General features: G+C 66.8%; 26 protein-coding genes and 1 pseudogene. 13 read left to right on the top strand and 14 right to left on the bottom strand.

Annotated features, from left to right (window positions below; translation table 11 throughout):
- Positions 1–15 precede the first annotated feature (15 nt).
- From ACE3SS_RS06315 to nosZ, 6 genes and pseudogenes are all read right to left on the bottom strand, one after another.
- Positions 16–552, bottom strand: a complete 537-nt coding sequence (locus tag ACE3SS_RS06315; protein WP_374592316.1) for a nitrous oxide reductase accessory protein NosL — start codon at positions 550–552, stop codon at positions 16–18.
- Positions 549–1367 (bottom strand): ABC transporter permease, encoded by an 819-nt coding sequence (locus ACE3SS_RS06320; RefSeq protein WP_374592317.1) that lies wholly within the window; start codon positions 1365–1367, stop codon positions 549–551. The genes ACE3SS_RS06315 and ACE3SS_RS06320 overlap by 4 nt, the downstream gene beginning before the upstream one ends.
- 11 nt (positions 1368–1378) lie before the next feature.
- The gene (locus ACE3SS_RS06325; protein ID WP_374592318.1) at positions 1379–2347 is read right to left on the bottom strand and encodes an ABC transporter ATP-binding protein; all 969 of its coding nucleotides are present in this window, start codon (positions 2345–2347) and stop codon (positions 1379–1381) included.
- Entirely contained in the window at positions 2340–3674 is a 1335-nt protein-coding gene (locus ACE3SS_RS06330) for a nitrous oxide reductase family maturation protein NosD (protein WP_374592319.1), read from the bottom strand. The genes ACE3SS_RS06325 and ACE3SS_RS06330 overlap by 8 nt, the downstream gene beginning before the upstream one ends.
- 2 nt (positions 3675–3676) lie before the next feature.
- Positions 3677–6325 (bottom strand): annotated as a pseudogene (locus tag ACE3SS_RS06335) (4Fe-4S binding protein).
- A gap of 80 nt (positions 6326–6405) precedes the next feature.
- Positions 6406–8376: a TAT-dependent nitrous-oxide reductase gene (nosZ, locus tag ACE3SS_RS06340; protein WP_374592320.1), complete on the bottom strand. Its 1971-nt coding sequence runs from the start codon at positions 8374–8376 to the stop codon at positions 6406–6408.
- Between the two features lie 276 nt (positions 8377–8652).
- Here nosZ and ACE3SS_RS06345 point away from each other — a divergent pair, with 276 nt between their 5' ends.
- The 6 genes from ACE3SS_RS06345 (at position 8653) to ACE3SS_RS06370 (ending at position 14017) form a co-directional block, all read left to right on the top strand.
- The gene (locus ACE3SS_RS06345; RefSeq protein WP_374592321.1) at positions 8653–9102 is read left to right on the top strand and encodes a cytochrome c5 family protein; all 450 of its coding nucleotides are present in this window, start codon (positions 8653–8655) and stop codon (positions 9100–9102) included.
- 2 nt (positions 9103–9104) lie between these two features.
- Positions 9105–10157, top strand: coding sequence for an FAD:protein FMN transferase (locus ACE3SS_RS06350; protein ID WP_374592341.1), 1053 nt, complete (start codon positions 9105–9107; stop codon positions 10155–10157).
- A gap of 136 nt (positions 10158–10293) precedes the next feature.
- Positions 10294–11307 (top strand): peptidase U32 family protein, encoded by a 1014-nt coding sequence (locus tag ACE3SS_RS06355; RefSeq protein WP_374592342.1) that lies wholly within the window; start codon positions 10294–10296, stop codon positions 11305–11307.
- A 16-nt stretch (positions 11308–11323) separates the two neighbouring features.
- The gene (locus tag ACE3SS_RS06360) at positions 11324–12241 is read left to right on the top strand and encodes a U32 family peptidase (RefSeq protein ID WP_374592322.1); all 918 of its coding nucleotides are present in this window, start codon (positions 11324–11326) and stop codon (positions 12239–12241) included.
- The gene (locus ACE3SS_RS06365; protein WP_374592323.1) at positions 12238–12705 is read left to right on the top strand and encodes an SCP2 domain-containing protein; all 468 of its coding nucleotides are present in this window, start codon (positions 12238–12240) and stop codon (positions 12703–12705) included. The genes ACE3SS_RS06360 and ACE3SS_RS06365 overlap by 4 nt, the downstream gene beginning before the upstream one ends.
- Complete coding sequence (locus ACE3SS_RS06370) at positions 12692–14017, top strand: NnrS family protein (RefSeq protein ID WP_374592324.1); 1326 nt, start codon at positions 12692–12694, stop codon at positions 14015–14017. Before ACE3SS_RS06365 ends, ACE3SS_RS06370 begins: the two co-directional genes overlap by 14 nt.
- Before the next feature lie 18 nt (positions 14018–14035).
- Here ACE3SS_RS06370 and ACE3SS_RS06375 read toward each other — a convergent pair whose 3' ends face one another.
- Positions 14036–14440 (bottom strand): ribonucleotide reductase subunit alpha, encoded by a 405-nt coding sequence (locus ACE3SS_RS06375; protein ID WP_374592325.1) that lies wholly within the window; start codon positions 14438–14440, stop codon positions 14036–14038.
- A 161-nt stretch (positions 14441–14601) separates the two neighbouring features.
- Between ACE3SS_RS06375 and ACE3SS_RS06380 the strand changes: the two genes are divergently transcribed.
- The 6 genes from ACE3SS_RS06380 to ACE3SS_RS06405 are packed head-to-tail and all read left to right on the top strand — an operon-like array spanning position 14602 to position 17400.
- Positions 14602–14859 (top strand): DUF2249 domain-containing protein, encoded by a 258-nt coding sequence (locus tag ACE3SS_RS06380; protein WP_374592326.1) that lies wholly within the window; start codon positions 14602–14604, stop codon positions 14857–14859.
- A 4-nt stretch (positions 14860–14863) separates the two neighbouring features.
- Positions 14864–15481: a hypothetical protein gene (locus ACE3SS_RS06385; RefSeq protein ID WP_374592327.1), complete on the top strand. Its 618-nt coding sequence runs from the start codon at positions 14864–14866 to the stop codon at positions 15479–15481.
- 24 nt (positions 15482–15505) lie between these two features.
- A complete protein-coding gene (locus tag ACE3SS_RS06390) occupies positions 15506–16141 on the top strand; it encodes a cytochrome c oxidase subunit 3 family protein (RefSeq protein ID WP_374592328.1) in 636 nt (211 codons plus the stop codon).
- A 17-nt stretch (positions 16142–16158) separates the two neighbouring features.
- The gene (locus ACE3SS_RS06395; RefSeq protein ID WP_374592329.1) at positions 16159–16461 is read left to right on the top strand and encodes a cytochrome C oxidase subunit IV family protein; all 303 of its coding nucleotides are present in this window, start codon (positions 16159–16161) and stop codon (positions 16459–16461) included.
- Positions 16458–17084: a cytochrome c oxidase subunit 3 gene (locus ACE3SS_RS06400; RefSeq protein ID WP_374592330.1), complete on the top strand. Its 627-nt coding sequence runs from the start codon at positions 16458–16460 to the stop codon at positions 17082–17084. Before ACE3SS_RS06395 ends, ACE3SS_RS06400 begins: the two co-directional genes overlap by 4 nt.
- A gap of 4 nt (positions 17085–17088) precedes the next feature.
- Positions 17089–17400, top strand: a complete 312-nt coding sequence (locus ACE3SS_RS06405) for a cytochrome C oxidase subunit IV family protein (RefSeq protein ID WP_374592331.1) — start codon at positions 17089–17091, stop codon at positions 17398–17400.
- A 15-nt stretch (positions 17401–17415) separates the two neighbouring features.
- Here ACE3SS_RS06405 and ACE3SS_RS06410 read toward each other — a convergent pair whose 3' ends face one another.
- From ACE3SS_RS06410 to ACE3SS_RS06440, 7 genes are all read right to left on the bottom strand, one after another.
- Positions 17416–17907, bottom strand: coding sequence for a putative zinc-binding protein (locus ACE3SS_RS06410; RefSeq protein ID WP_374592332.1), 492 nt, complete (start codon positions 17905–17907; stop codon positions 17416–17418).
- Between the two features lie 49 nt (positions 17908–17956).
- Entirely contained in the window at positions 17957–19129 is a 1173-nt protein-coding gene (locus ACE3SS_RS06415) for a hypothetical protein (protein WP_374592333.1), read from the bottom strand.
- 31 nt (positions 19130–19160) lie between these two features.
- Positions 19161–19514 (bottom strand): metal-sulfur cluster assembly factor, encoded by a 354-nt coding sequence (locus tag ACE3SS_RS06420; RefSeq protein WP_374592334.1) that lies wholly within the window; start codon positions 19512–19514, stop codon positions 19161–19163.
- Positions 19515–19644: 130 nt separating this feature from the next.
- Positions 19645–20346 (bottom strand): anaerobic ribonucleoside-triphosphate reductase activating protein, encoded by a 702-nt coding sequence (locus tag ACE3SS_RS06425; protein ID WP_374592335.1) that lies wholly within the window; start codon positions 20344–20346, stop codon positions 19645–19647.
- A 17-nt stretch (positions 20347–20363) separates the two neighbouring features.
- Positions 20364–20582: an anaerobic ribonucleoside-triphosphate reductase gene (nrdD, locus tag ACE3SS_RS06430; RefSeq protein ID WP_374592336.1), complete on the bottom strand. Its 219-nt coding sequence runs from the start codon at positions 20580–20582 to the stop codon at positions 20364–20366.
- Between the two features lie 94 nt (positions 20583–20676).
- Positions 20677–22710, bottom strand: coding sequence for a ribonucleoside triphosphate reductase (locus tag ACE3SS_RS06435; RefSeq protein WP_374592337.1), 2034 nt, complete (start codon positions 22708–22710; stop codon positions 20677–20679).
- Positions 22711–22921: 211 nt separating this feature from the next.
- Positions 22922–23377: an Rrf2 family transcriptional regulator gene (locus ACE3SS_RS06440; RefSeq protein ID WP_374592338.1), complete on the bottom strand. Its 456-nt coding sequence runs from the start codon at positions 23375–23377 to the stop codon at positions 22922–22924.
- A 114-nt stretch (positions 23378–23491) separates the two neighbouring features.
- Between ACE3SS_RS06440 and ACE3SS_RS06445 the strand changes: the two genes are divergently transcribed.
- Positions 23492–24178: 4Fe-4S binding protein (locus ACE3SS_RS06445; RefSeq protein WP_374592339.1), on the top strand; the 687-nt coding region annotated here is incomplete at its 3' end.

Below are 24178 nucleotides of genomic sequence, written 5' to 3' on the forward strand. Positions count from 1 at the left end.
GGCCGGAGGGCCTCTTTACATGCGGGAGTCGTGCAGCGCGCCGCCGCTGAGGTCGACCATGTCCGGCTTGACCTCGCCATAGCGCAGCACCTTGCCGCCGAACTGCGCCACGAATTTTTGAGCATCGGCCTCTTGCGCGAAGCTGGCGATGGTCGGGCCCATCGAGCCCTTGCGCTTGCTGCCGACCACGTAGACCGCCTGCTTGGCATCGGTCCAGTTGCCCCGCGGATTGTCCCAATCGGCGCGGCCCATGTCTTGCACATAGACCGCACGAATGGCTTTGACCTGCTCAGGGTTGAGCAGGGTGTGGAAGAGCTCGACGGTGTCGCAGAAGAAGACCGGCTCGGTCTGGCCTTCGTAGAGGATCTGTGCCTTGGGGCCGGGGTAGTCGGCCAGAGCCATGCCGTCGAGCGAACAGGTTGTCTGGGCGCTGATTTCGCCGGGCGCGGTGGCGGTGGTGGACGCGGGCTTGTCGCAGGCCGCCAGCAGCGTCAGCAGGACGAGGGGCGCCAGGCGGTGGCGCAGGGCGAGGGCGGAAGAGGCGCGAATCATGATGAACGGAATCTCCAGGATGCAATGCCCAGCGGCGTGACGATCCAGGCCAGCATGACGGCCCCCATCAACGCCGGATTGCCGAGCGCGGGGGGGACGATGCTGGCCAGGCCGTAGAGCGTGCGTACGTCGTCGAGCGAGAAGATGTTGAGGACGCGGAAGACATCGGCCGGGTTGAGCAGCAGCAGGTAGGGGAAGACTTCGCCGCTGTAGCGTCCGCCGGTCACGACCAGGGCGCCGAGCACCAGCAGGTCGAACACCAGCACGAAGAAGAACCAGGCGGCGATGGCCAAGCCCGATGCGCGGGTGCGATCGGCGGCGAACACCGACAGCATCACAGCCAGGCTCAGGAAGGCCAGGCCGAGCAGCACCGAGCTGAGCATGAAGCCGATGTAGTGGTACAGCGCGCCCGCGCTGATCTGCGTGGCAAGCACCACGGCGACCAGGCCAAAGCCCGCCACGGTGGACGCGGTGAGCGCGGCGGCCAGGCCCAGGAACTTGCCCAGCAGCAGCTCGAAGCGGGTGATGGGCAGCGCCAGCAGCAGATCGAGCGAGCCGCGTTCGCGCTCACCGACGATGGCGTCGAAGCCGAGCAGCAGCGCGATGAGCGGGATCAGGTAGATGACCAGGCTGACGAGGCTGGCGATGGTGAACTCGATGGAGCGAAAGCCCACCGTGCCCTGCTGCGCGCCGCCGAAGTAGGCAATGGCCAGGGCGAACACCGTGAACACCACGGCGACCGACAACACCCAGCGGTTGCGGATGCGGTCGCGGCACTCTTTGCCGGCAATGGTGAGGACTTGATGCAGTTCCATGGTCGCGCCTTTCAGTCGGCGAAGCCGAAGAACACGTCTTCGAGCGAGGGTTCGATGACCTTGATGTCTTGCACGGCGGCGTCGGCGCTGACTGGCGCGGCGAGCTGAGCCAAGGCCGACAGCGCTGCCATCTTGCTGGCGCGCGGGCAGCGCACGGTCAAGCGGTCGCCCTGTTGATCGATGGTTGATTCGGGCAGGCACGCCAAGGCGGCGCGGGCGGCCTGCGCCGCGCCAGCGTTGTTGGCGCAGATGACTTCGATCTGCAGCGGCATGTTCATCTGCTCGCGCAAGCCTTGCACGCTGCCCACGGCCTGGATCTTGCCGCCGGACAGGATGGCGAGCCGGTCCACCCGTTCTTGCAGCTCGGCGAGGATGTGCGAGGTGATGATCATCGTCACGCCTTGCTCGCGCAGGCCGCGCAGCGTGGCGTAGAAGCTGCGGATCGCCTCCGGGTCGAGGCCCGAGGTGGGTTCGTCAAGAAAAAGCACCTGAGGCGAGCCCAGCAAGGCCTGGGCGAAGCCGAGGCGCTGTCGCATGCCCTTGGAGTATTCGCGGACGTGACGCCGCGCGGCATGACTCAGGCCGACCAGATCGAGCACGCGCTGCGATTCCGGTTCGCGCTGGGCCGGGGCAATGCCTTTGAGCTTGGCGAAGAAATGCAGGGTTTCGTGGGCGCTGAGGTTGTCGTAGAGCACGACGTTTTCAGGCAGGTAGCCGATGCGGCGGCGCGCGGCGCGAAAGTCCGGGCCGCCCACGCGAGCGCCGTCCACGATGATCTCGCCGGCGCTGATCGGGATCAGCCCGAGCATCATCTTGAACAGCGTGCTCTTGCCCGCGCCGTTGTGGCCGATCAGGCCGAAGACTTCGCCGCGTTGCACCGCAAGGTCGACCCCTTGCACGGCATGCAGCGCACCGTAGTGCTTGTGCACGCCGCGCACGGCGATGGCGTCGGCGTGGGGTGTCGGGGCGACCTTATTCATGAGCGTCGGCGGCAGGGGTGGCGTTGCTGGTCGAGTTGCCGGCGGCGAAATGCCGGCCGAGCCACTGGCGCCAGTCGGTGTGGCTGGGTTGCATGCGGGGGTTGGGGTCGATGACACTGGGCACGCGCAGCACCGGGAACTGCTGCCCCACCAGGCGCAGCGCCTGCACGGCCGGGCTGGACAGCAGCAGCTTGACCATCGGGTAGCGCCAGGTGAGGCGATCGACCATGTCGTTGGCTTCGTAGCGCACGTCGCCGATGCCGTTGCCGTCGCGATCCCAGCCGAGGTAGTTGCTCCAGTGGTTGCCGTGTCTGGCGCCCCAGATCTCGTCGCGTGCGCCGATGTAGCGCACTTGCTCTTGGTTGCTGATGAAGTCGTTGCTCTCGACTTCGTTGCGAGTCGAGCCAGCGGAAAGATGCACGCCCACGGTGTTGTCCACCACGAGGTTGTTCAGCAGCTTGGTGTATTCGACGTCGTAGATGAAGAAGCCCCGCGAGTTGCCCGCCACCACGTTGTTCTCGATCACCGAATCCTGGATGCTGCGCAGCATGATGCCGTGGTCGGAGTTGCCCCAGGCGCGGTTGTTGCGCACCACCTGATCACGCACCTCCATCAGGGCCAAGCCACCCCGGTTGAACCAGGTGTCGTTGTCTTCCCAGACGTTGTAGTACGAGTTCATGTAGTGGGTGCCGTAGCGGCTGTGGTGCAGCTTGTTGCGGCGGAACACGGCGTGGTGCGAGACGTCGATGTAGAGCGCGTCGCGCACGAAGCCGATGTTGTTGCCCTCGATGCGCGCCCCGGTGGTGTTGTAGAGCTGGATGCCGTTGCCGCGCTGGGCCGAGGGGTAGTCGCGCTTGCCGGTGATCACGTTGCCGTCGATCACCACGTCGTTGGCCTTTTCGATCCACAGGCCGAACAGGTTGTAGGTGAGATCGCAGTGCCGCACCACGGCACGGTGCGCGCCGGGCTGGATGTAGATGCCGGCGTTCTGATCCAGCAGACTGTCGCCCGAGTCGCGCACGATCAGGCCTTCGATGTGGACGTCAGGCGAGACGACGCGGATGGTGTCGCCGCGTGCTCCGCCGCTGATGGTCGGGCGGTGAATGCCACGCAGCGTGATCGGCTTGGATACGCGCAGGTTGGCTGGATAGAACCCGCGCTCGATCTCGATCACGTCGCCCGGCGCGGCGCGGTCGATCGCTTGCTGGATCGATTCGCCTGGGTGGACGCCGCGCGTGGCCGCCGCCGATGCGGTCGAGGGCAGCCACAGCGCGAAAGCGATGAACGCGGCCCATACCCGGGCCGCGGGTCGCGGCGAACGCGGCATCGTCAGACGACCACCAGATCGCCCAGCGACTTGCTCGCCAAAAAGAGCGCCGCGCCGATCAGCAGATTCTTGAATCCGACGTAGCACAGCATGTCCATCACGCTGGCCTCGCGGTAGCGGCGCCCCCACCAAGGGCCGTCTTTCACGTAGCGCTTGTGATTGAGGCGAATGAACACTTCGCACAGGCTCCAGCCGAACCACCAGCCGATGATGCCGCCGGCAGGCAGGCGCCCCGTGGCGGCCAGCAGCCACGCCACGCTCGCGCACAGGGCTAGCGACATCCCGATGGCCGACAGCACCCGGCGCTGCGCAACGCCGCTGCGGCTCCAGGGCCAGAGGTGGTCTACCAGCTCAGCCAGCAGCCAACCCGCCGCGCTTCGGGTTTCGGCGTAGGGCGGCTCGACGGGACGCGTCGGCACGGTGGGGTCGATGGACGAGATTTTCATGGCGGGTCACCGAGAAGATTCAGCGGTCGGGGCCACCGGGTGGATGGGGATGAAGTAGCCATCGCGGCCCACGGGCGTGAGCGGCTGGCCGGCGCGCTCGCGCTTCTTGCGCTCTTGCGCCAGCGGCGGGCAGGCATGGGTGTCGGTGTAGAGCACCATGCAATCGAGGCAGTGCAGGCATTCGCGGTGGTCGATGCGGCCGTGCTCGTCGATGGCTTGCGAGCCGCACCCCACCGCGCAGGCCTTGCACGAATTGCACTCCTGCTTGCGACGCAGCCCGAACCAGCGGAAGGTCGACGGCATCGCCAGCGAGGCTCCCAACGGACAGAGGTATTTGCAGTAGGGGCGCTCGGTGAGGATCGACAGCCCCAGCAGCGTGGCCACGAACAAGCCATAAGGCCAGGGGCGGTTCAGGATGCCGACCAGGAAGGTGGTCTTGAAGGGCTCGACCTCGGCCAGCATCTCGGCGCGACTCATCGAGAACAACGACACCGCGAGCAGGCCGAAGAACACGGCGTACTTGACCCACTTGAGGCGGTCATGCCAGCGGCGCGGCACCAGGAACTGGAAGCGCTTGAGCCCGACCATGCCGCCGACCTTGTAGAGCAGCTCGGACAGCGAGCCGAACGGGCACAGCCAGCCGCAGAACAGGCCGCGTCCCCACACGAACACGGTGACGATGATGAAGATCCAGAACAGGAAGATGAACGGGTCGGTGAGGAAGAGCTCCCACTGCCAGTGGAACAGCAGCGAGTGGAACCAGGTCAGCACCTGCGTGACCGAGGGCTGCGCCATCACGCCGAAGCCCACGAAGGCGATGCTCAGCACCCAGGCGCTGTACTTGAAGCTGTTGACCGGCCACTTGTTCTTGCGCGTCGAGCGGCGGGTGAGTTGGTCGCGCAGGGCGTAGACCACGGCCACTGCCACGAGCAGCACGGCGAACAGCGCGATGTAGGGGGCACGGGTCTTCCAGACCTTGACCCACGGTGCGTCGGGCTTGATTACCTCGGGGCGACCGCCTTGCAGGTAGGCGGCCGGCAGCCAGTATTCGGCATCGAAGTTGGCGAAGGTGCGGGCGCCGGTGGCGCGGTCCACCTTGTTGCCCAGGAAGTTGAACTTCCAGGGGTAGGCCGCCGAGAAGGCCTTGGAGCGGATGATGAATATCGCCGACTCGGTGAAGGCCGGCGCGCCCACGGCCTCGACGCCGTACAGGTTGAGGTAGTCGAGATCGCGGAAGGTGAAGGTGTCCATGTCCTGATGGATCTGGACGCGGTCATAGATGCCGCCGCGCACGAAGCCCGAGCCCTTGAACGACTCGCTGCCTTGTGTGCGGATCACGAACAGCGCTTGCTCGCCGGGCTTGAGTCGGCTCATCAGGTTGGCCCAGCCGTCGCGGCCCAGCACCGAGCGGCCCAGGTCGGGTGCGTTGAGCGAGCCGAACCACAGCTCGATGAACGGCGTGCCCGTGCGCGCCAGCCCCACTTGCTCGGGCTGCACCACCACGCGCTGCACGGCGCCGGTCTTGACCAGCGTGGCCCAGTCGGCCACCTCACCGCGGTCGGTGAACACGGCCGGCTTGCGCACGGTGGGGGCGATGATGCCCACTTGCCGGGCGACCGCGTTGCCAGAGGTGGTGAGCACCTGGTTTTGAGCGATCACCGTGACGGTGGCGCCCGAGATGGCGTCCACCCCCACGATGCCTTCGTTGGGGCGCGACGGGCCGACTTCGATCTTGTCCTTCACCGACTTGCCCACGTACTGGTGGTTGAAGTCGATGAGCGCTTTTTCAGGGATGCCGAGCAGCAGGATGGGCTCGGAGTGCTTGAGCACCTTCACGCCGACAAAGTGGCCGGCGGTGTCCATGCCCATCAGCGTGACCACCGGCTTGCCCGAGTAGGCGGGCGTGTCGGTGATGTCGGTGGACAGCATCACGTAGCCGAGCAGCTTCTTGCCGCCGGGCTTGGCCGGGTCGGCGCCATAAGCTTCGACGTACGGCGGCTGGCCCTTGCGTTCGGAAAAGGATGTCGCGCCAGGGAACACATCGGCGCACGGAACGCGGGCGCAGAGGTCGGGTGCCGTGGCCAAGTCGGCCGGCAAGGCAGCCTCGTAGGCGTTGGCGTGAGGCGAGCCGCCGGCATGAGCGGCCGTGTGGGCCGCGAAGCCAAGCAGCAATGCGGTAGCGGTTCTGCGAACCGCCTGGACCATCGATAGCAACTTCATCATTTGGGGGCGGTTGGCAGGCTGAGCGTGCGAACCCGGCACGCTGGCCGGATTCGCGGGTGGAGTTAGGCCTCCACGATCATACGGCTGCGCATCTCCAGGTGCAGGGCGTGGCAGAAGTTGGTGCAGTACATCCAGAACACGCCCGGCTTGTCCGCCACGAACGACACCGACTTGGTTTCCAGCGGGTTCACGATGAACTGGATGTTGTACTTCGGAATCGCGATGCCGTGGGTCAAGTCCTCAACCTTGTCGAGGTTGGTCAGGATCAGCGTGACCTCGTCGCCCTTCTTCAATTTGAACTCGCGCATCCCCAGTGCTGGCGCCTGCGAGGTCAGCTTGACCGTGACCTTCTTGCCGTTGCGGATCACGGCGCAGTCCTTGGCGTCTTTCACGGCCAGCGGCGAATCATCAAGGCTGTAGACCTGCTTGGGCTTGAGCAGATCGCGCTTGAAGATCACGAAGTCGTGCGGCTCGCCACGCACGGGGTGGTCGGCCATCAGCACCATCTTTTCGCCCGAGATGTCGATGATCTGCTCGTTCTCGGGGTGCAGCGGGCCCACGGGCAGGAAGCGGTCTTTCGAGAACTTGCAACCCGTGACCAGCCATTTGCCGTCGGCGGCCTTGGTTTCGGACTGCGAGGCGTTCAAGTGGCCCGGCTGGTATTGCACGTCAAGGCGATCGACCACGTACTTGGCGTTCTTGTCGCCCTTGTGGAAGGCAATGGCTTTGTCGATGTTCCACTTGACGATCTGGCTATCGAGGAACAGCGTGGTGTAGGCGTTGCCGCGGCCGTCGAAGGCCGTGTGCAGGGGGCCCAGGCCCACTTCGACTTCGGCCACGATGGCGTCGTCGAGCTTGGCCAGCTTGCCGTCGAACCAGTCCAGCACCTTGGTCAGCTCGATCGTGGTGGTGGTGGGCGAGAGCTTGCCGGCGCAGATGAAGTACTTGCCGTCCGGGCTGGCGTTCACGCCGTGCGGGTTCTTGGGCACGCTCACGTAGGCGGTCAGGGCCGTCTTCGGATCGGTGTTGGCGGCCTTGGTGCCGTCAACCACCGGCACCTTCGAGTCGCCGTAGGTCTTGAACTTGCCGGCCTTGACGGCCTCTTCGATGCGGGCGACGTTGAAGAAGCAGCAGGCGTCGCGCTCGGCGGACATCATGTCCTCGTAGTGCACGCCCATCTCGGTGTTGTACTGGTTGGTGGCGGCGAGCTTGCCGTCGTACGAGGTGGCCACGAGGTCGCAGTTGCCGTCGATCAGCACTTGCCAGCGCACGTCCATCGACTCGGCATCGACGCAGGTGAACAGCGAATGGTAGGCCTCGGGCTTGTCGGCGTCCTTGCCGTTGTTGGGCAGCGGGATCGAGAACTCGGCACCGCAGAACACACGCGTGGTGTAGTTGATCTTGGGGTCGACCGGATCGGCCTTATCCGGGAAGATGCCGTGAAAGCCCTGGATGTTGGGCAGCTCGGTGATCTTGTCGCACACGAAGTAGTCAAGACGCATGCGGGCGAGACGACCGTTGATCTTGTCGTTGACCCAGGCGTAGCGACCGTCGTAATTGCCGTCTTTGTAGGAGGCATGCACGTGGTGGGTGTCGCCGATGGTGTAGCGCAGCGAGCCGTCGGCCTTGGTGCCCATGACCGCCTTGGACTCGTTGGTGATGCCCCAGCCGACCAGCGCGTCCGGCACGAAGCAGGGGATGCGGTGGATTTCGCGACCCGAGGGCATGCCCAGCACGCGCACGTCACCCGTGTGACCGCCGCTCCACAGGCCGTAATAGGTGTCGAGTTCGCCCGGCTTCGGGTGCATGGCGGCTTCCGCGCCGGCATTGGCTTCAGTGTGCGCGCTCGCCGCGCTGGCAGAACCGGACGCCGCGCCCGAGGCGCTGCTGCCACCGGCTTGCTTGTCCGTGCACGCCGCCATGCCAACGCCAGCCAAACCGGCGGCGGCAGCGGTGTTCAGGAATCGGCGACGCCCCAGGCCGGTCGCCGAAGCGTCTTGAGATGTGGTTCCGTTCTTCTTTTCTTGACTCATGATTGCGTCCTCACGGTTGTGCTCGGTCATTGAAAGCCGGCGAGCCCCGATTGCTGATTGACAGATGCCGGCTGAGTGAATCCCCTAGGGCGAGTGATCTTCATCCGCAAGGATAGATGAAATCATTGACGTGCGATAAGCCTGACGAAAACCTGTTTGATTGAAATCAAGCCCCCGCGAAAGGGCGGGTGAGAGGTACTTCTTGAACTGCTTCATGTTTTGAGGCGCGACGCGTTCATAGAATCCTCTGTTCTGCAAATTTGAGGAATCCGCTTCATGAAACACGCATCCGCTGCTCTGCTGCTGAGCCTGCTGGCCCTGGTGGCTTGCAGCCCGAAAGAATCTGCCGCTCCGGCCGCTTCGGCGCCGGCATCTCAGGCCGCTGAAACGCCTGCCGCGACTCCGGCCGCCGCCGCATCGGCTGGCGCCTCGACGAGCGCTCCGGCCGAGGCCACTGCAGCGGCCGGCGGCGAAAACGAAGTTGGCAAGAAGGCTTTCAACAAGACGTGCTCGATGTGCCACGCGTCGGGTGCGGGTGGTGCACCCAAATTCGGTAGCAAGGAAGAGTGGGGCCCGCGCATCGCTCAGGGCAAGGACACGCTCTACAAGCATGCGCTCGAAGGCTTCACTGGCGCCAAGGGCATGATGCCGCCGCGTGGTGGCTCGACCATGACCGACGACGAAGTGAAGGCCGCTGTCGACTACATGGCCGACAAGGCTCGTTGATCGTGTTGCCTCGCGGGCGAGGCCTTCGCGTGTTGCGGGGCTTTGCCTTCGGCTGGTCGGCCGTGCTGGCCGGCTGGTTGGCATGCAGCTCGTCGCTCGCCGCCGAGCTGCATGAAACCCGCCCCTTGATGGGCACGGTGGTCGAGATCACCGTTGAAGACGACGCGGCTTCGGCTAACCCCCGTCTGCGCCCCGCGCTCGAGGCGGCGTACCAAGAGATGGTCCGCTTGTCGGACATGATGAATCACTACAGCCCGACCAGCGTGGTGAGCGCCATCAACGTGGCTGCCGGCATCCAGCCGGTGCCCGTGCCCCCCGAATTGATGCGTGTGTTGCAGATGGCCCAGGGCGTGTCCGAGCGCAGCCATGGCGCGTTCGACATCACCGTCGGCTCGTTGCGCGGCTGGCGCTTCAACTCGGCGCAACCGGCCATGCCTTCGCCCGATCAAATCGCGGCGCAGTTGCCGCTGGTCAACTATCGAGCCGTGAAGCTCGACGAGCGCGCCGGCACCGCATTCTTGCAACGCCAGGGCATGCGTATCGACCTCGGCGGCATTGCCAAGCTGGTGATCCTCGATGCCGGCATCCAAGCGCTCAAGCGGCACGGCGTGAGCAACGCCATGATCAACGGCGGCGGTGACGTGGCCGTGTCCGGGTTGTCGCGTGGTCGCCCGTGGCGGGTGGGGGTGCGCGATCCGCGTCAACCTGATCGCCTGCTCGGCGTGCTGGCAGTGACGCGTGGCCTCGTGGCGTCGTCGGGTGACTACGAGCGCTATTTCGAGCGTGACGGACGGCGCTACCACCACATCCTCGACCCGCAGACCGGCTACCCGACTCAGGGGCCGCATGGCGTGACGCTGGTGGCGGACGACGTGAGGCGGCTCAACGGTCTGGGCGCGGCCATCATGGTGATGGGAGCGAGCGAGGGTCGCCGGCTCATCGAGCGCACGCCGGGGCTCGACGGTTTGATCGTGTACCGCGACGGTTCGGTCTGGCAGACGCCCGGCATGGCACGTCGCCTGCAGGCCGGGGCGGGCGACGCGCCGACGCACTGACGCTGGACGAACGGCACGCGCTTCCTTGCGCGTCGTCAAATCCATGGTGCAAGCAGGTGGCCAAACTCCGGCGCACCGCTCGGAGCAGGGCTCCGGGCGATTTGTTTCAGCAAGGACACCTCCCCACATGAACGCGATGTCTCGGCCCGTGCGGCCCGATCTGGTGTGTCCGGCGGGCTCGCTGCGGGCCCTGCAGCTGGCCATCGATGCCGGCGCCGATGCCGTCTACATGGGCTTGAAGAACGCCACCAACGCGCGCAACTTCGCCGGCTTGAACTTCGATCTCGACCAGGCTCGCCAAGGCGTGCGCTATGCCCACGAGCGTGGTCGTCAGGTGCTGATGGCGCTCAACACCTACGCGCAGGCCGCCGAGCCGCAGCGCTGGCGCGAGGCGGTGGACGTGGCGGCCGATATCGGCGCCGACGCCCTGATCTTGGCCGACCCCGGCGTGATGGCCTACGCGCGCCAGCGTTACCCGAATCTGCGCCTGCATCTGTCGGTGCAGGCCTCGGCCACCAACTACGAAGCCATCGAGTTCTACCGCGAGCGCTACGGCATTCAGCGAGCGGTGCTGCCGCGTGTGCTCACGCTCTCGCAGGTGGCGCACGTGATCCGCAACACGCCGGTCGAGATCGAGGTGTTCGGCTTCGGCAGCCTGTGCGTGATGGTGGAAGGGCGCTGCACGCTGTCGTCCTACGCCACGGGGCAGTCGCCCAACAACTCGGGCGTGTGCTCGCCGCCCTCGGCCGTGCGCTGGGACAACGTGGGCGACGATGTCGAAGCCCGACTCGGCGGCATCCTGATCGACCGCTTCACCCCCGACGAGCCGCGCGGCTACCCGACCTTGTGCAAGGGGCGCTTCGAGGTCGGTGGCACGGTCGACTACGCGATCGAGGAGCCGACCAGCCTGAACACCTTGTCGGTGCTGCCCGATCTCATCAAGGCCGGCGTGCGCGCCATCAAGATCGAAGGCCGACAACGCAGCGCGGCCTACGTGGAGCAGGTGACGCGCACCTGGCGCCAGGCCATCGACGCGTGCATGGCGCAGCCCGAGCGCTACACCGTGCAGCCGAGCTGGACGGCGGCGTTGGGGCGCCTGGCCGAGGGGCAGCAGCACACGCTGGGCGCGCTGTCGCGGCCCTGGCAATGAGAGGGGTCTGGACGACATGACGGCAAAATTTGAATTGAGCGTGGGGCCGGTGCAGTACTACTGGTCGCGGCCCACCCTGACGGCCTTTTATGCCGACGTGGCCGACTCGCCCGCCCGCACCGTGTGCCTGGGCGAGGTGGTGTGCTCGCGTCGCCACGAGATGAAGCCCGAAGACTGGCTCGACCTGGCCCGCGACCTGAAACAGGCCGGCAAGGAGGTGGTGATCGGCACGCAAGCCCTGATCGAGACCGAGGCCGAGCTGCGCGCGCTGCGTCGCTGGACGGAGCAGGGCGACTACCTGCTCGAAGCCAACGACACGGCGGCGGTGCGCCTGCTGGCGGGCCACGCGCCGTGGGTGATCGGCTTGCACGTCAACGTCTACAACGCGCCGGCGCTGGCCGAATACGCGGCGCTGGGCGCCACGCGCTGGGTGCCGCCGGTCGAGCTGCCGCTGATCGACGTGGGGCGCGTCAACCCGCCGGGCGGGGCCACGCCTTCGCCGGTGCAGACCGAGGTGTTCGCCTTCGGCCGCATGCCGCTGGCACTGTCGGCGCGCTGCTTCACGGCGCGTCACCATCGTGTGCAGAAAGACAGCTGCGGCTTTCTGTGCCTCGACGACCCGGATGGCCTGGCGCTGCACACCCGCGAGGGCGAAGACTTCCTGGCGCTCAACGGCATCCAGACCCAATCGGGCTCGGTGCAATGCCTGCTCGGCGAGGGCCGCGCGCTGCGCGAGGCTGGGGTGACGCGCTTGCGCCTGTCGCCCACGTCGCGCGATTTCATGCCGGTGCTGCAGGCCTTCGACGCGGTGTTCAACCACGGGGCCGATGCCACCGCTGCCCTGGCCGAGCTGCGCGCGCTGCGCCTGCCCGGCCCCTTGTCCAACGGCTACGCCCGCGCACGCCACGCGGGCCGCGAATGGGTGACCTCATGATCGATTCGAAGCAACTCAAGCAAGGTTTGCAGCAGCCCAAGCAGCTGTTGCGCAACGTGATTCGCCGCCTGCCGGTGTGGCCGCCCTCGATGGTGGCGGCGCAGGCGCTCAACCGCTTGTGGTGGCCGCGCGTGGACCGCGCCACGCAGCGCGAGCTGTCGGGTCGCGTGGTCGAGCTGGTGGTGGACGACCTCGGCATCACCTGTCGCCTCATTGCTCAGCCCGGCGGCTTGTCGCCCGCCACGTCCAGCCAGCCGACGGCCTTGCGTCTGCGCGCCACCGCCGAGGTCTACTGGCGCTTGCTGCAAGGTCGCGACGATCCGGACACGCTGTTCTTTGACCGTTTGATGGTCATGGAAGGCGATACCGAGTATGGTTTGCTGCTCAAGAACACTCTCGACGCCGTGGGCCCTCCGCAATGGCCGGGTCGCGCGGCCAAGCACGCTCCTCATGCCAGCCGATAAGACCGTCGCGCCGCGTCCAGCCTCTTCGCCCGCTCCTGATTCCGCCGCCGCTCTGGCACCCGCGCCGTGGCGCTGGGTTGTCTTGTTGAATGCGCCGCATCGGCTGGCCTTTTTTTCGGCCGCCGTGGTGATGACGCTGTCGGCCGCGTGGTGGTGGGTCGAGATCTTCAGCCGACTCCCCGCCGGCCCGCTGGCGCATGCCGGCCTGACGCTGGGCGCCGCCGTGCCGGCCACCTTCGTGCATGCCCTCGTGATGAGCCTGGGCTTCATGCCCTTGTTCTTCTGCGGCTTCTTGTTCACCGCCGGCCCCAAGTGGTTGCAGATGCCCGAGGTCGCGGCGTCCGCCATCGCGCGTCCGGTCGCGGTCATGGTGCTGGGCTGGGCGGGGTGGCTGATCGGCGCGCACGTCGGGCATCTGCTGGCGGCGGCCGGGCTCGTCTTGGTGGTGGGCGGCTGGGCGCGCTTGACGGTGCGCTTCATCGATCTCGTGCGGCGCAGTCCGGCTCGCGACCGCCTGCATGCCTCGGTGATCGCCGTGGCGTGCGTGGTGGGCGTGGCGGTGCTCGCGTCGGCGGCTGTCGGTGCGCTGGCGCAGCACTGGGCTGCGGTGCGATTGGCCGCCTTGCTGGGCTTGTGGTGGTTCGTCGTGCCGGTGTACGTCACGGTGGCGCATCGGATGATTCCGTTCTTCACCGCCTCGGCGCTGCCGGTGCTCGACGCGTGGCGCCCCAATTGGTTGCTGTGGACGCTGCTGGCCGCGGTGGGCTTGCAAGGCGGGTGGGTGCTGACCGACGCGCTCGCGTGGCAAAGCCCGGGGCTGAACGGCGCACGCGTGTTCAGCTCAGGCGTGTTCGGCCTGCTGGTGCTGGCATTGGCGGTGCGCTGGGGCCTGGTGCAGAGCCTGCGCATCCGCCTGCTGGCGATGCTGCATCTGGGTTTTGTCTGGCTGGGCGTGGCGTTGCTGCTTGATGCCGTGGCCGTGGCGTGCGAATCCATCAGCGGCGTGACCTTGAATCTGTTGCCCCTGCATGCCCTGACCATGGGTTTTCTGGGCAGCGTGCTGATCGCCATGGTCACGCGCGTGAGCTGCGGGCACGGCGGTCGGCCCCTGGCGGCGGACAACCTCGTCTGGGGGCTGTTCTGGACCCTGCAGGGCGCGGTGGTGCTGCGCCTGGTCGGAGCAATCTGGGCGGCCCAGGCGCCAGTGATCTTGCTGGCCGCCGCGTCGGTCTGGCTGATCGCGGTGGGCGGTTGGGCCGTGCGCTACGGGCGCTGGTACGGCCGCCCGCGCCTGGACGGCCGCCCTGGTTGATGGGACGTGTGAGCGGAGTCAGGCCAGGCGCACGGCGCGGCCTGAGCGGTCGAACGGAATGAACGCGCCGATCTGGCCGCTCTTGACCGATTCGACCATGCTCTGCAAAGGCGCTTGCGCGTCGTTGCTCGACGGTGCCTGCGTGGCGCTGCCCGATAGCGCGGCCACGAAGACGATCGCCCACGGGTGACCGAACTGATCGGCTTCGGCGACGAGCGCGGTGAAGCTGATCAATTCGTCAGGGGTTTTGTCCACGCACATCAGCGGCGCCAGTTCGCCGCCGTGTCCGGCATCGAAGGCTGCGCGCTGCTCGGGGGTGGCATCGGCGGGCAAGGACGCGCCGGCAAAAACCAGCAACAGGCGCTGGGCGGTGGGTTGCTGGCGCGCGGCCAGCAGCAGGTCGTCGAACGAAGAGATGTTCATGGCGGTATCCAGGCTGATTCGGCCAGTCGGGCAGCCGAGTGGCGCCCAGTGTAGGGCGCCCGCTGGCACGTCGCACTAGTTCGTGCGACGTATTGTTCTGGCGCAAGTGGGGCTTTAGCATAAAGATGTATCCTTGATAAATCTTTAAACGGATTCGCATCATGCATCACCCTCACGTTCACACCTCGCCCGACGCGCTCTATCCATTCGATGCCCGCGGCATTGCCAAGCGCTTCCGCCACGCGGCCATCTTCGGCGCGCTCGATACGCTCAACGCCGGCGAGACCATGCGCTTTTGCAACGACCACGATCCGCTGCCGCTGCTCGCTCAGCTCGAAGCGCGTTACGGCAACCGCGTGCGTATTGAATATCGCCAGCGCGAGCCGGGTGCGATCGTGATCGATTTCATCGTGCAGTGATGCGATGAACGCGTCGATCTTCCCGCCGTTTTTTGATCAGGTTCCCGGCATCCGCCTGCGTGACCCGCTGGCCGCGTTCTTGGGCGCCGCCGAGGGCGGGGTGCTCGACTATCGCTACGCCGATGCCGTGCGTCTGGCCGGTCATTCTTGCCCCACGGTGGCCAGTGCCTATTGGCTGTGCGCGCGCAGCCTGAACGCGCTCTACCCGGATGCCATGCCGGTGCGCGGCCGGATCGAGGTGGCGCTGCGCGACCCGATCGAGTCGGGCACGATGGGGGTGGTGGCGGGCGTGGTCGGGCTCATCACCGGGGCGTCTGGCTCCGGGGGTTTCAAGGGTATCGGCGGGCAGTTCGTGCGTCGTGATCTGCTCGCGTTCAACGAGCCCATTGCCACCGAATTGCGCTTCACCCGGGCCGATACCGGCGCGACGGTGTGTGCCCAGGCGCATCTCAAGCGCGTGCCGGCCGACCCGCGCATGGCGCCACTGATGCAGCGTTGCCTGCACGGCGAGGCCTCGGCCGACGACCACGCCGAGTTCGCCGACCTGTGGCAAGGCCGCGTGCGCCGCATCCTGATCGACCATGCCTTCGACGACGACGTGTTCGAGATCGATCTTGTCTAACCGCGCAAAGCTGCTTCGCACCCGATGACTGCCGTGCTTACTTCACCAGCCGCCGCTCCCGCCCCTGCTGTCACGCCTGCCGCATCGAACGCGGTCGGCTCGGCGCAGCCACGTTTGATCGGCGACCTGGTGATCTGGCTGGTCATCCTGGCCGAACTGCTGACCTTCGGCATCCTGTTCCTGGCCTACTCGGTGACGCGGGCGCGGCACCTGGCCGTGTTCACCGAATCGCAACGCACGCTCGATCTGCACACCGGGGTGGTCAACACGCTGCTGCTCATCACGGGTAGCTGGTGCGTGGCGCGGGCCGTGCATGCGGTGCGGGGCGATGCCAGCCGGGCGGGCGCGGGCTGGTTGGTCGGGGCCCTGCTGTGCGGCGGCGGCTTTCTGGGCCTGAAGTTGAGCGAGTACGCGGCCAAGCTGCACGCGGGCATCGATCTGTCGACCAACGACTTCTACATGCTGTACTTCATGCTCACCGGCTTTCACTTCCTGCATGTGCTGGTGGGCATGATCCTGCTGACGATCCTGCTCGTTCACACGCTGCGCGGCCGCTATGGGCGCGACAACTGCCACGCCCTCGAAACGGGCGCCGCGTTCTGGCACATGGTCGACCTGCTGTGGATCGTGCTGTTCCCGCTGGTCTACGTGATGCGTTGATGGTCACGAGGTTGATGATGTCATCTCACACTGCTGCTCACCCGACGTCCTGGCGTCTCAACCTGATCTGGCTGGCCCTGGTGGCGGCCACGCTGGTGACGTTCTGGCTGGGCGAGAGCGGGCTGTCGAGCCGCGCGGGTGTGACGGCGGTGCTCGTGATGTTCGGCCTCTCGCTCGTCAAGGGCCTGATGGTGATCCTCGATTTCATGGAGCTGCGCCGCGCGCCCTGGCTGTGGCCGGCCTTGATGATCGGCTGGCTGGTCGTGGTGATCGGCTTCATCGTGAGCGCCTACGCCGTGGCGCGGGCGGTCGGCGCTTGAGCGCGACCACGCTGGACGCCGCGGGCGCCGTGGCGGGGGGCGACTGGCCCGAACCGCCGCGACGCTTCCCCTTGCGGCCGGGCTTCACCGGCATGTGGGTCGGCATCTCGCTCGAATTCTTCGAGTTCGCGGTGTTCTTCGCGGTGTACTTCACCACCCGGGCGTTGAATCCGCAAGCCTTTCACGAAGGCGCGCAGCGGCTGTGGGCCACGGCGGGGTTGGGCATCACGATGGTGATGGTGACCAGCGGCTACTTCCTGACCCGCACGGTCGATGCCGTGCGGCGCGGGCAGCAGGCGGCGGCGCGGCGCTGGATCGTCGCGGCGCTGGTCACGGCGCTGGGCTACCCGTTGCTCAAGTTCTTCGAGGTGGGCTGGAACCAGGCGCATGGCCTGCGGGCGCATGCCGACGTCTTCGTCACCGTCTACTACTACCTCACCATCAACCACCTCGTGCATGCCTCGTGGGGCATCATGGGCATGGCCTGGGTGACCGCGCGGCTCTTCATGGGCACCTACCGAGCCGACGACCTGCGCGGCCTCGAAACCCTGGCCGTCTACTGGCACGCCACCGACATCGTCTGGCTGATGCTGTTCACCTTCTTCTACGCCTTCACGGGCTGAGGCCATGCAAGACCACCCCACACCGCACGCTCCCGCACCGGCTCGGTCGAGCGGCCGCCCGGGGGTGTCGGCCTTGACGCTGACCTGGATCGCGCTCGTGGCCCTGGCCGGCGTGAGCCTGCTGCTCGCGCACGGCAGCCACGCGCATGCCTGGTTGGGCTGGGGCGTGGCGCTGGTGGCCTGGGTCAAGGGGCGCTTGGTGGCCACGCAGTTTCTCGAGGTGCAGCACGCCGGCCCGGTGTTCCGCCGCATCGTGGCGGTGTTCACGGCGCTCGCGCCGCTGGGCCTGATGGTGATGACCTACCTGGGGCGCTGAAGCGCGCCCTTCTCGTCAACCGCCAGCGCAGCGGCATTGGCCGGTGCCGCCGCAACCGCCTGGGGCTTGACTCGCGCGCGGTTGGGCGCGCAGGCGGTTCATCGATTGCACCTGGGTGCGCAACTCGCCCAGCAGGGCGTCGGCTTGGGCCGAGTCGAAGTCGGCGCGATAGGTTTTCTTGACGCCATCGGCGTCGAGCTGCCGGTGCACGGTCGGCACGATCTGGTGCTGGGCCAGCGAGGCGCGCACGCAAGCCAGCGCGCAGCCGTCAATCGCCAGGATGGGCCGGCCGGACGCCACCGCGCGTTGCGCCTTGCGCAGCAGGCTGGGCACGTGCCCGCCGATGCCCGCGATGCACGACATCTCGGCGCTGCCCTCGCGATCCAGGCGCACCGCCAGGTGATTCGCCAGTTGCGCGGCGCTCGAGCAACCCGAGCACGAGTAGACCAGGGTGAGCTCGTCGCGATCGGGCGCGGCAGCGGGGGACGATGAGGCGGTTTGGTTCATGGCGTGCTCCAGGGAAATCGAATGAGGCAGGAATGCGGCGGGGCGTTCGTCAGTGACGAGCGGGGCGGGGCGTATTGTGGCGGCGTCGCCATGACCAGGCAGCGCTCGCCATCGTGAGCGCGAACAGGACGATTGCCGCGGCGTTCAGGGCGGCCCCTCGCATGCGGCAGTCGGGCAACCAGGCGCCACCCAGCAGTCGCACCAGCAGCGATGCGTGCAACAGCGCCAGCGGCACGTAAAAGCGGCGATCGAAATGCACCTTGATGCCCGCCACGGCCGGCAGGATCACCGGCGCGTGGCCCATCACCATGCTGACGATGAAGCCCAGTCCGAGCGCGTGCAGCGCGGCGTCGCGGGCAGGCGCACCGAAGGTGTAGGCGACCCAGCTCACGCCGGCCACCGCGAGCCAGGCGTAGCCGCCGAGCAGACAGACCGCCATGTAGCGACTCAGCCCGGTGGCGCGCACGGTGTGGCGGGCGATATCGAACACGCCCAACCACAACGCCAGGGCGAGCAGCCCCGCGCCGAACAGCGTGCCGCCCCACGCCGACGCCACCGGCGCCGCGCCCAGCGCCACGCCGCACAGCAGGATCGACACCGCCGCGACCAGCAGCGGTTGCGCCGCAGCTTGCCGACGCATCAGGCGCGACATCTCCAGCCGCTCCGCCGCGATGGTGAGCACCAGAAAGGCGAACCAGGCGGCGATGCCGGTGTCACCCAGGCCCCGGTAAGCCACGTGCAGGTTGCCGCCCAGCCAGACCAGCGCCGCCACCAGCAGCAACACGGTGTGCGGCGCGGCCTGCTTGCGCACGATCTGCACGTTGACCAGCGCGAAAACCGCGGCGGCCAGCACGAACAGCGCGGCGCTCGCCGCAGTCTGCCCGACGAGAATGAGCGCGCCGCCCAGGCCCGAGACGAACGGGGCGACGAAGGCCCAGCGGGCGCGCAGTGCCACCGCGCGCTCCACGCCGATCACGGTGCCCAGAAAGCCGCAGATCATCAAGGCTGCGTGCCACCCCACGGCGCGCCCGGGCCACGCGCCAGCGCCCAGCGCGGGCAGGGCCACGCCCGCGCGCAGCAGCCCGCCGAGCAAGCCACTGAGCAGGCTGGCGGCCACCAGGGCCATCAGCGCCGGCTTGGCCAGACGCACCCAGCCTGCGGCGCGTCGGCGCTCCGCGCCAAGCGACGGGCGCGACGGGGCGGGCGATGGGCGGTGGAGCATGCTCGGGCGCATGGGGTGTCCGTGCGGCGACCTACCAGCGCATGAAGCGTTGCGCCGACTCGCTCATGCGCTGGGGCGTCCAGGGGGGCTCCCAGCAGAGCTCGATGGCGATGTCCATCTCGATGGGCAGCACCCGTTCCAGCTCGGCGTAGACGTCGTCCAGGATCACGTCGGTGACGGGGCAGGCGGCCGACGTCATCGTCATCAGCACATGCGCCTTCTCGGGCTCGACGGTGATGCGGTACACCAGACCCACGTCGAGAATCGACAGCGCCACTTCGGGGTCCACCACGCGGCGCAGGGCCTCGGTGATGGGCGCGCGCCACGCCTCGTCGCCGCTGTAATCGAACAGCGCGTCCGAGGTCGGTTCAGGGCTCGTGCTCATGCCGGTCTCCCGCGAGGCATTTAAAGATCTATCCAATATACATCTATTGGAGTCTCGGCGGGGGCGGCTCAGCGGGTTGTCAGCGTGCCTTCTTGCCCTGGATCAAGCAATTTGCGTGGAGTTGCGCCGCTCAGCGCAAGGTGAGTTCGACGCCGGAGTCGCGCAGTTGCTGCAGCAGCGTCGGTGGCGGGGCGTGCCAGTCGCTTGCCAGATCGGCGTGTTCGTCGTGGGCCGGGCGAAAGTTCTGCAGCACCCAGCGCGACACGCCGGCGTCGGTCAGCATGGCGGCCAGCGACAGCAGGTGGTTGTCGCTGTGCAGGCGGGGGTGATAGGTGGTGCGGATCTCGAAGTCGAGCCCGTCCTCGCGGGCGGCTTGCAGCACCGCCTGAAAACTGCGCCATGCCGGCTGGCTACTGCGTTGAACCGCGGTAACGCTGTCGTAATCATCAAAAGTGGTTTTGAGATCAAAGCCCACCCAATCGACGAGCGGCAGCACCTCGGCGAGCCGATCGGGGTAGATGCCGGCGGTGTGCAGCCCCACCTTGAAGCCGAGGGCGCGCACCTCGCGCATCGCGTCGGGCAGAGCGGGGTCGAGCGTGGGCTCGCCGCCGCTGAACACCACGCCGTCGAGCAGACCCTGGCGCCGCTCAAGGGTTTGCAGCACCTGGGGCCACTCGGTTGCAGACGCGGCATCGCGCGGCTGCAAACCGATGTTGTGGCAATAGTGGCAGCGCCATGGGCAGCCTTGCACGAAGACCACGGCGGCCAGCGCGTCGGGCCAATCCGTCGTGCTCAGCGGCGAGAAGCCGCCAACGGTGAGCCGGGCTGCCATGGGGGCCTCAGGGCGGATCAGGCCAGCTCGGGGGTGGCCACTTCGGTGCGGCTCGGGGTGCCTGGCGCGGCGCGGCCCGGTTCGCAGAAATACACCCGCTCGGCGAATTCGCCCTTCTTGCCGGTGTTGAACGAGGCCACCGGGCGGTGGTAGCCCATCACGCGGGTCCAGATTTCGCAGCGCTGGCGCTCGTGGTCGGCCAGCACGGGGTGGGCGGCGGTGTTGAAGCGGGTCATCGTGTCTCTCCTTTTGGGGTTGTGGACAAAGAAACAGGGGGCGGTATGAAACGGGGCAATGGAGGGAGATCGGTTGTCGTTATCGGCTCGAAATTCAATGGCCCGGGCAGCACGATTGCGGCTCGGCGCGCTTGCGTGCCACCGCCAGTTCATCGCACTGCGGGCAGAACTCGTGCTCGCCGGCCAGATAGCCGTGCGTCGGGCAGATCGAGAACGTGGGCGTGATCGTGATGTAGGGCAGACGAAAGCGAGTGAGCGCGCGACGCACCAGCTCTTTGCAGGCCGTGGCCGACGACACCCGCTCGCCCAGATACAGGTGCAGCACGGTGCCGCCGGTGTATTTGGATTGCAGCGCCTCCTGGCGCTCGAGCGCCTCGAACGGGTCGTCGCAAAAGCCCACCGGCAGCTGCGACGAGTTGGTGTAGTAGGGCATGTCGGCCGGGCCGGCTTGCAGGATGTCGGCAAAGCGCTTGCGGTCTTCTTTGGCGAAGCGGTAGGTGGTGCCTTCGGCGGGGGTGGCTTCGAGGTTGTAGAGGTGGCCGGTTTCTTCTTGGAAGGCCGTGATGCGGGCGCGGATGTGATCCAGGAAACGCAGGGCAAACGCCACGCCCCACGCGGTGGTGATGTCTTCGGCGTCGTCGGTGAAGTTGCGGATCATCTCGTTGATGCCGTTCACGCCCAGCGTCGAGAAGTGATTGCGCAGCGTGCCCAGATAGCGCTTGGTGTACGGAAAGAGCCCCGCGTCCATGTGCTGCTGGATCACCTTGCGCTTGATTTCGAGGCTGTTCTTGCCGAGTTCGAGCAGCTCGTCGGTGCGCGCCAGCAGCGCGGCCTCGTCGCCCTTGTAGAGATAGCCCAGCCGCGCGCAGTTGAGCGTGACCACGCCGAGCGAGCCGGTCTGCTCGGCCGAGCCGAACAAGCCGTTGCCGCGCTTGAGCAGCTCGCGCAGATCGAGCTGCAGGCGGCAGCACATCGAGCGCACCATGTTGGGCTGCAGATCGGAGTTCAAGAAGTTCTGGAAGTAGGGCAGGCCGTACTTGGCCGTCATCTCGAAGAGCCGCTCGGTGTTGGGGTGATCCCAGGCGAAATCCTTGGTGATGTTGTAGGTGGGGATCGGGAAGGTGAACGCGCGGCCCTTGGCGTCGCCGGCCATCATCACCTCGATGTAGGCGCGGTTGATCATGTCCATCTCGGCCTGCAGATCGCCGTAGGCAAACGGCATCTCGACGCCGCCGATCACCGGCACCTGCTCGCGCAGATCCTCGGGGCAGACCCAATCGAACGTGAGATTGGTAAAGGGCGTCTGCGTGCCCCAGCGCGAAGGCACGTTGAGGTTGTAGACCAGCTCTTGCATGCACTGGCGCACCTCGTCGTAACCCAGGTTGTCCTTGCGGATGAACGGAGCCAGATAGGTATCGAACGAGCTGAACGCCTGCGCGCCGGCCCACTCGTTTTGCAGCGTCCCCAGGAAGTTGACGATCTGCCCCACCGCGCTCGACAGGTGCTTGGCCGGACCGGCCTCGACCTTGCCCGGCACGCCGTTGAGCCCCTCGTGCAGCAGCGTGCGCAGCGACCAGCCGGCGCAATAGCCGCTGAGCATGTCGAGATCGTGGATATGCACGTCGGCCTCGCGGTGCGCGTGGCCGATCTCGCGCGGGTAGACGTGCGTGAGCCAGTAGTTGGCCACCACCTTGCCCGACACGTTGAGGATCAGGCCGCCCAGCGAGTAGCCCTGGTTGGCGTTGGCGTTGACGCGCCAGTCCTGCTGGCTCAGGTATTCGTTGACCGAGCGCTCGACGTCGACGGCGCAGGCCTTGTCGGCGCGCAACTGGCTGCGCTGCTCGCGGTAGACGATGTAGGCGCGGGCGGTGTCGAAGTGGCCGCCCTCGATCAGGGTGCGCTCGACCTGATCCTGCACCTGCTCGACGGTGGGCACGCGGCGCTGCAGCGCCCGGCACACCAGCTCGGCCAGCGCTTGGGCGCGCGACGCATCGAATTCGCCCGTGGCCTGACCGGCGCAGGCGATGGCGTGGGTGATCTTGTCGAGATGAAAGCTGGCGGTGGCGCCGTTGCGCTTGATAACGGCAACCGGGCGCTGATCGGCAGCGGCAAGGGGCGTGGCGGGCATGCGGGTCTCCTACTGTATTTAGCGTTTTTTATGGATCGAAAACGCTAGCGGTAGTGTCTGGAGCCCGAATAGCCTTACTGTTGACCCTCGTCAAGCAAACCGATGGTAGGTGTCTGCGGATTAACGATGAGAGGCCGCCGGAGGCTCCGCTGCTTCATGTGGATCAAGTCTGCGATTGCTTGTCGCGCGCGGGCCGGTGGCCCATCGGGGGTCAAGGCAGCGAAGCGCGTGCGCGGCGGCTGGCGGGGGGCATGACGACGCAGGTCTGGCGTCGCGGCAGCAAGTCGGCCAGCGTGTGCGCGCCGAGGTGGGACATGAATGCCTCGATCGCGCCGCCGAGCAAGGTGGTGAGCTCGCAGCGATTGGTCAGCACGCAGGTGTTGCCGGTCGAGAAGCACTCGACAAGATTGAAGTCGGGCTCGATGCTTCGCACCACCTCGCCCACATTGATCTCGGCCGGCGCGCGGGCCAGCCGCATGCCGCCGCCCTTGCCGCGCACGGTTTCGATCCAGCCGTGCAGACCGAGCTGGTGCGTGACCTTCATCAGGTGCGCCTCGGAGATGCCGTAGGCTTGCGCGATCTCGCTGATGGTGCACAGCCGATCCGGGTGCTGCCCGACGTACATCAGCAATCGCAGCGAGTAGTCGGTCATGGTGGTCAGGCGCATGATGATCGGCGGAGCCCCGGTGTAAGCATAAGATTCATGGAAATGGTATCTTATGAAACCAACCCGACACCACCGTGGTGATCGGGCATCGTCTTTTTCAGTCGCGTCTTTGCCGTGAGTCAAGCCCCCCGCCCGCCCATCATCCCGATCCAGCCGGTGCCTGCCGACGTCACCTCGGTCTCGCTATACGAAAAGCACGCCAAGATCTATCCGCGCACGGTCAAGGGCTGGTTCGCCAACTGGCGCTGGGTGATGGTGTGGCTGACGCAGCTCGTGTTCTACGGCCTGCCGTGGCTGCAGTGGAACGGCCGCCAGGCCATGCTGTTCGACCTGGACACGCGCCGCTTCTACATCTTCGGCCTGGTGCTGTACCCGCAAGATTTCATCTACCTCACCGTGCTGCTGGTGATCTCGGCGCTGGCGCTGTTCTTCTTCACCGCGGTGGCCGGGCGCTTGTGGTGCGGCTACGCCTGCCCGCAGACGGTCTACACCGAGATGTTCATGTGGGTCGAGCGCAAGATCGAGGGCGACCGCCTCGCGCGCATGCGGCTCGATCAGGCGCCGTGGTCGATCAACAAGTTGTGGCGCAAGTCGGCCAAGCAGACCGCGTGGGTCGCCATCGGCCTCGTCACCGGCTTCAGCTTCGTCGGCTACTTCACGCCGATCCGCACGCTGGCGGCCGAGCTGGGCACGTTCAACTTGTCGGCCTGGGAATGGTTCTGGGTGCTGTTCTACGGCTTCGCCACCTACGGCAACGCCGGCTATCTGCGCGAGCAGATGTGCAAGTACATGTGCCCTTAC

Origin of the sequence: Aquabacterium sp. (assembly GCF_041915145.1) — a bacterium.
Taxonomy (GTDB): Bacteria; Pseudomonadota; Gammaproteobacteria; order Burkholderiales; family Burkholderiaceae_C; genus Aquabacterium.

Bases quoted from the DNA above. Each gene is read 5' to 3' on its own strand.
- ACE3SS_RS06315 (WP_374592316.1), bottom strand. From the start codon at position 552: ATGATTCGCGCCTCTTCCGCCCTCGCCCTGCGCCACCGCCTGGCGCCC.
- ACE3SS_RS06320 (WP_374592317.1), bottom strand. From the start codon at position 1,367: ATGGAACTGCATCAAGTCCTCACCATTGCCGGCAAAGAGTGCCGCGAC.
- ACE3SS_RS06325 (WP_374592318.1), bottom strand. From the start codon at position 2,347: ATGAATAAGGTCGCCCCGACACCCCACGCCGACGCCATCGCCGTGCGC.
- ACE3SS_RS06330 (WP_374592319.1), bottom strand. From the start codon at position 3,674: ATGCCGCGTTCGCCGCGACCCGCGGCCCGGGTATGGGCCGCGTTCATC.
- nosZ (WP_374592320.1), bottom strand. From the start codon at position 8,376: ATGAGTCAAGAAAAGAAGAACGGAACCACATCTCAAGACGCTTCGGCG.
- ACE3SS_RS06345 (WP_374592321.1), top strand. From the start codon at position 8,653: ATGAAACACGCATCCGCTGCTCTGCTGCTGAGCCTGCTGGCCCTGGTG.
- ACE3SS_RS06355 (WP_374592342.1), top strand. From the start codon at position 10,294: ATGTCTCGGCCCGTGCGGCCCGATCTGGTGTGTCCGGCGGGCTCGCTG.
- ACE3SS_RS06360 (WP_374592322.1), top strand. From the start codon at position 11,324: ATGACGGCAAAATTTGAATTGAGCGTGGGGCCGGTGCAGTACTACTGG.
- ACE3SS_RS06365 (WP_374592323.1), top strand. From the start codon at position 12,238: ATGATCGATTCGAAGCAACTCAAGCAAGGTTTGCAGCAGCCCAAGCAG.
- ACE3SS_RS06370 (WP_374592324.1), top strand. From the start codon at position 12,692: ATGCCAGCCGATAAGACCGTCGCGCCGCGTCCAGCCTCTTCGCCCGCT.
- ACE3SS_RS06375 (WP_374592325.1), bottom strand. From the start codon at position 14,440: ATGAACATCTCTTCGTTCGACGACCTGCTGCTGGCCGCGCGCCAGCAA.
- ACE3SS_RS06380 (WP_374592326.1), top strand. From the start codon at position 14,602: ATGCATCACCCTCACGTTCACACCTCGCCCGACGCGCTCTATCCATTC.
- ACE3SS_RS06385 (WP_374592327.1), top strand. From the start codon at position 14,864: ATGAACGCGTCGATCTTCCCGCCGTTTTTTGATCAGGTTCCCGGCATC.
- ACE3SS_RS06390 (WP_374592328.1), top strand. From the start codon at position 15,506: ATGACTGCCGTGCTTACTTCACCAGCCGCCGCTCCCGCCCCTGCTGTC.
- ACE3SS_RS06395 (WP_374592329.1), top strand. From the start codon at position 16,159: ATGTCATCTCACACTGCTGCTCACCCGACGTCCTGGCGTCTCAACCTG.
- ACE3SS_RS06405 (WP_374592331.1), top strand. From the start codon at position 17,089: ATGCAAGACCACCCCACACCGCACGCTCCCGCACCGGCTCGGTCGAGC.
- ACE3SS_RS06410 (WP_374592332.1), bottom strand. From the start codon at position 17,907: ATGAACCAAACCGCCTCATCGTCCCCCGCTGCCGCGCCCGATCGCGAC.
- ACE3SS_RS06415 (WP_374592333.1), bottom strand. From the start codon at position 19,129: ATGCTCCACCGCCCATCGCCCGCCCCGTCGCGCCCGTCGCTTGGCGCG.
- ACE3SS_RS06420 (WP_374592334.1), bottom strand. From the start codon at position 19,514: ATGAGCACGAGCCCTGAACCGACCTCGGACGCGCTGTTCGATTACAGC.
- ACE3SS_RS06425 (WP_374592335.1), bottom strand. From the start codon at position 20,346: ATGGCAGCCCGGCTCACCGTTGGCGGCTTCTCGCCGCTGAGCACGACG.
- nrdD (WP_374592336.1), bottom strand. From the start codon at position 20,582: ATGACCCGCTTCAACACCGCCGCCCACCCCGTGCTGGCCGACCACGAG.
- ACE3SS_RS06435 (WP_374592337.1), bottom strand. From the start codon at position 22,710: ATGCCCGCCACGCCCCTTGCCGCTGCCGATCAGCGCCCGGTTGCCGTT.
- ACE3SS_RS06440 (WP_374592338.1), bottom strand. From the start codon at position 23,377: ATGCGCCTGACCACCATGACCGACTACTCGCTGCGATTGCTGATGTAC.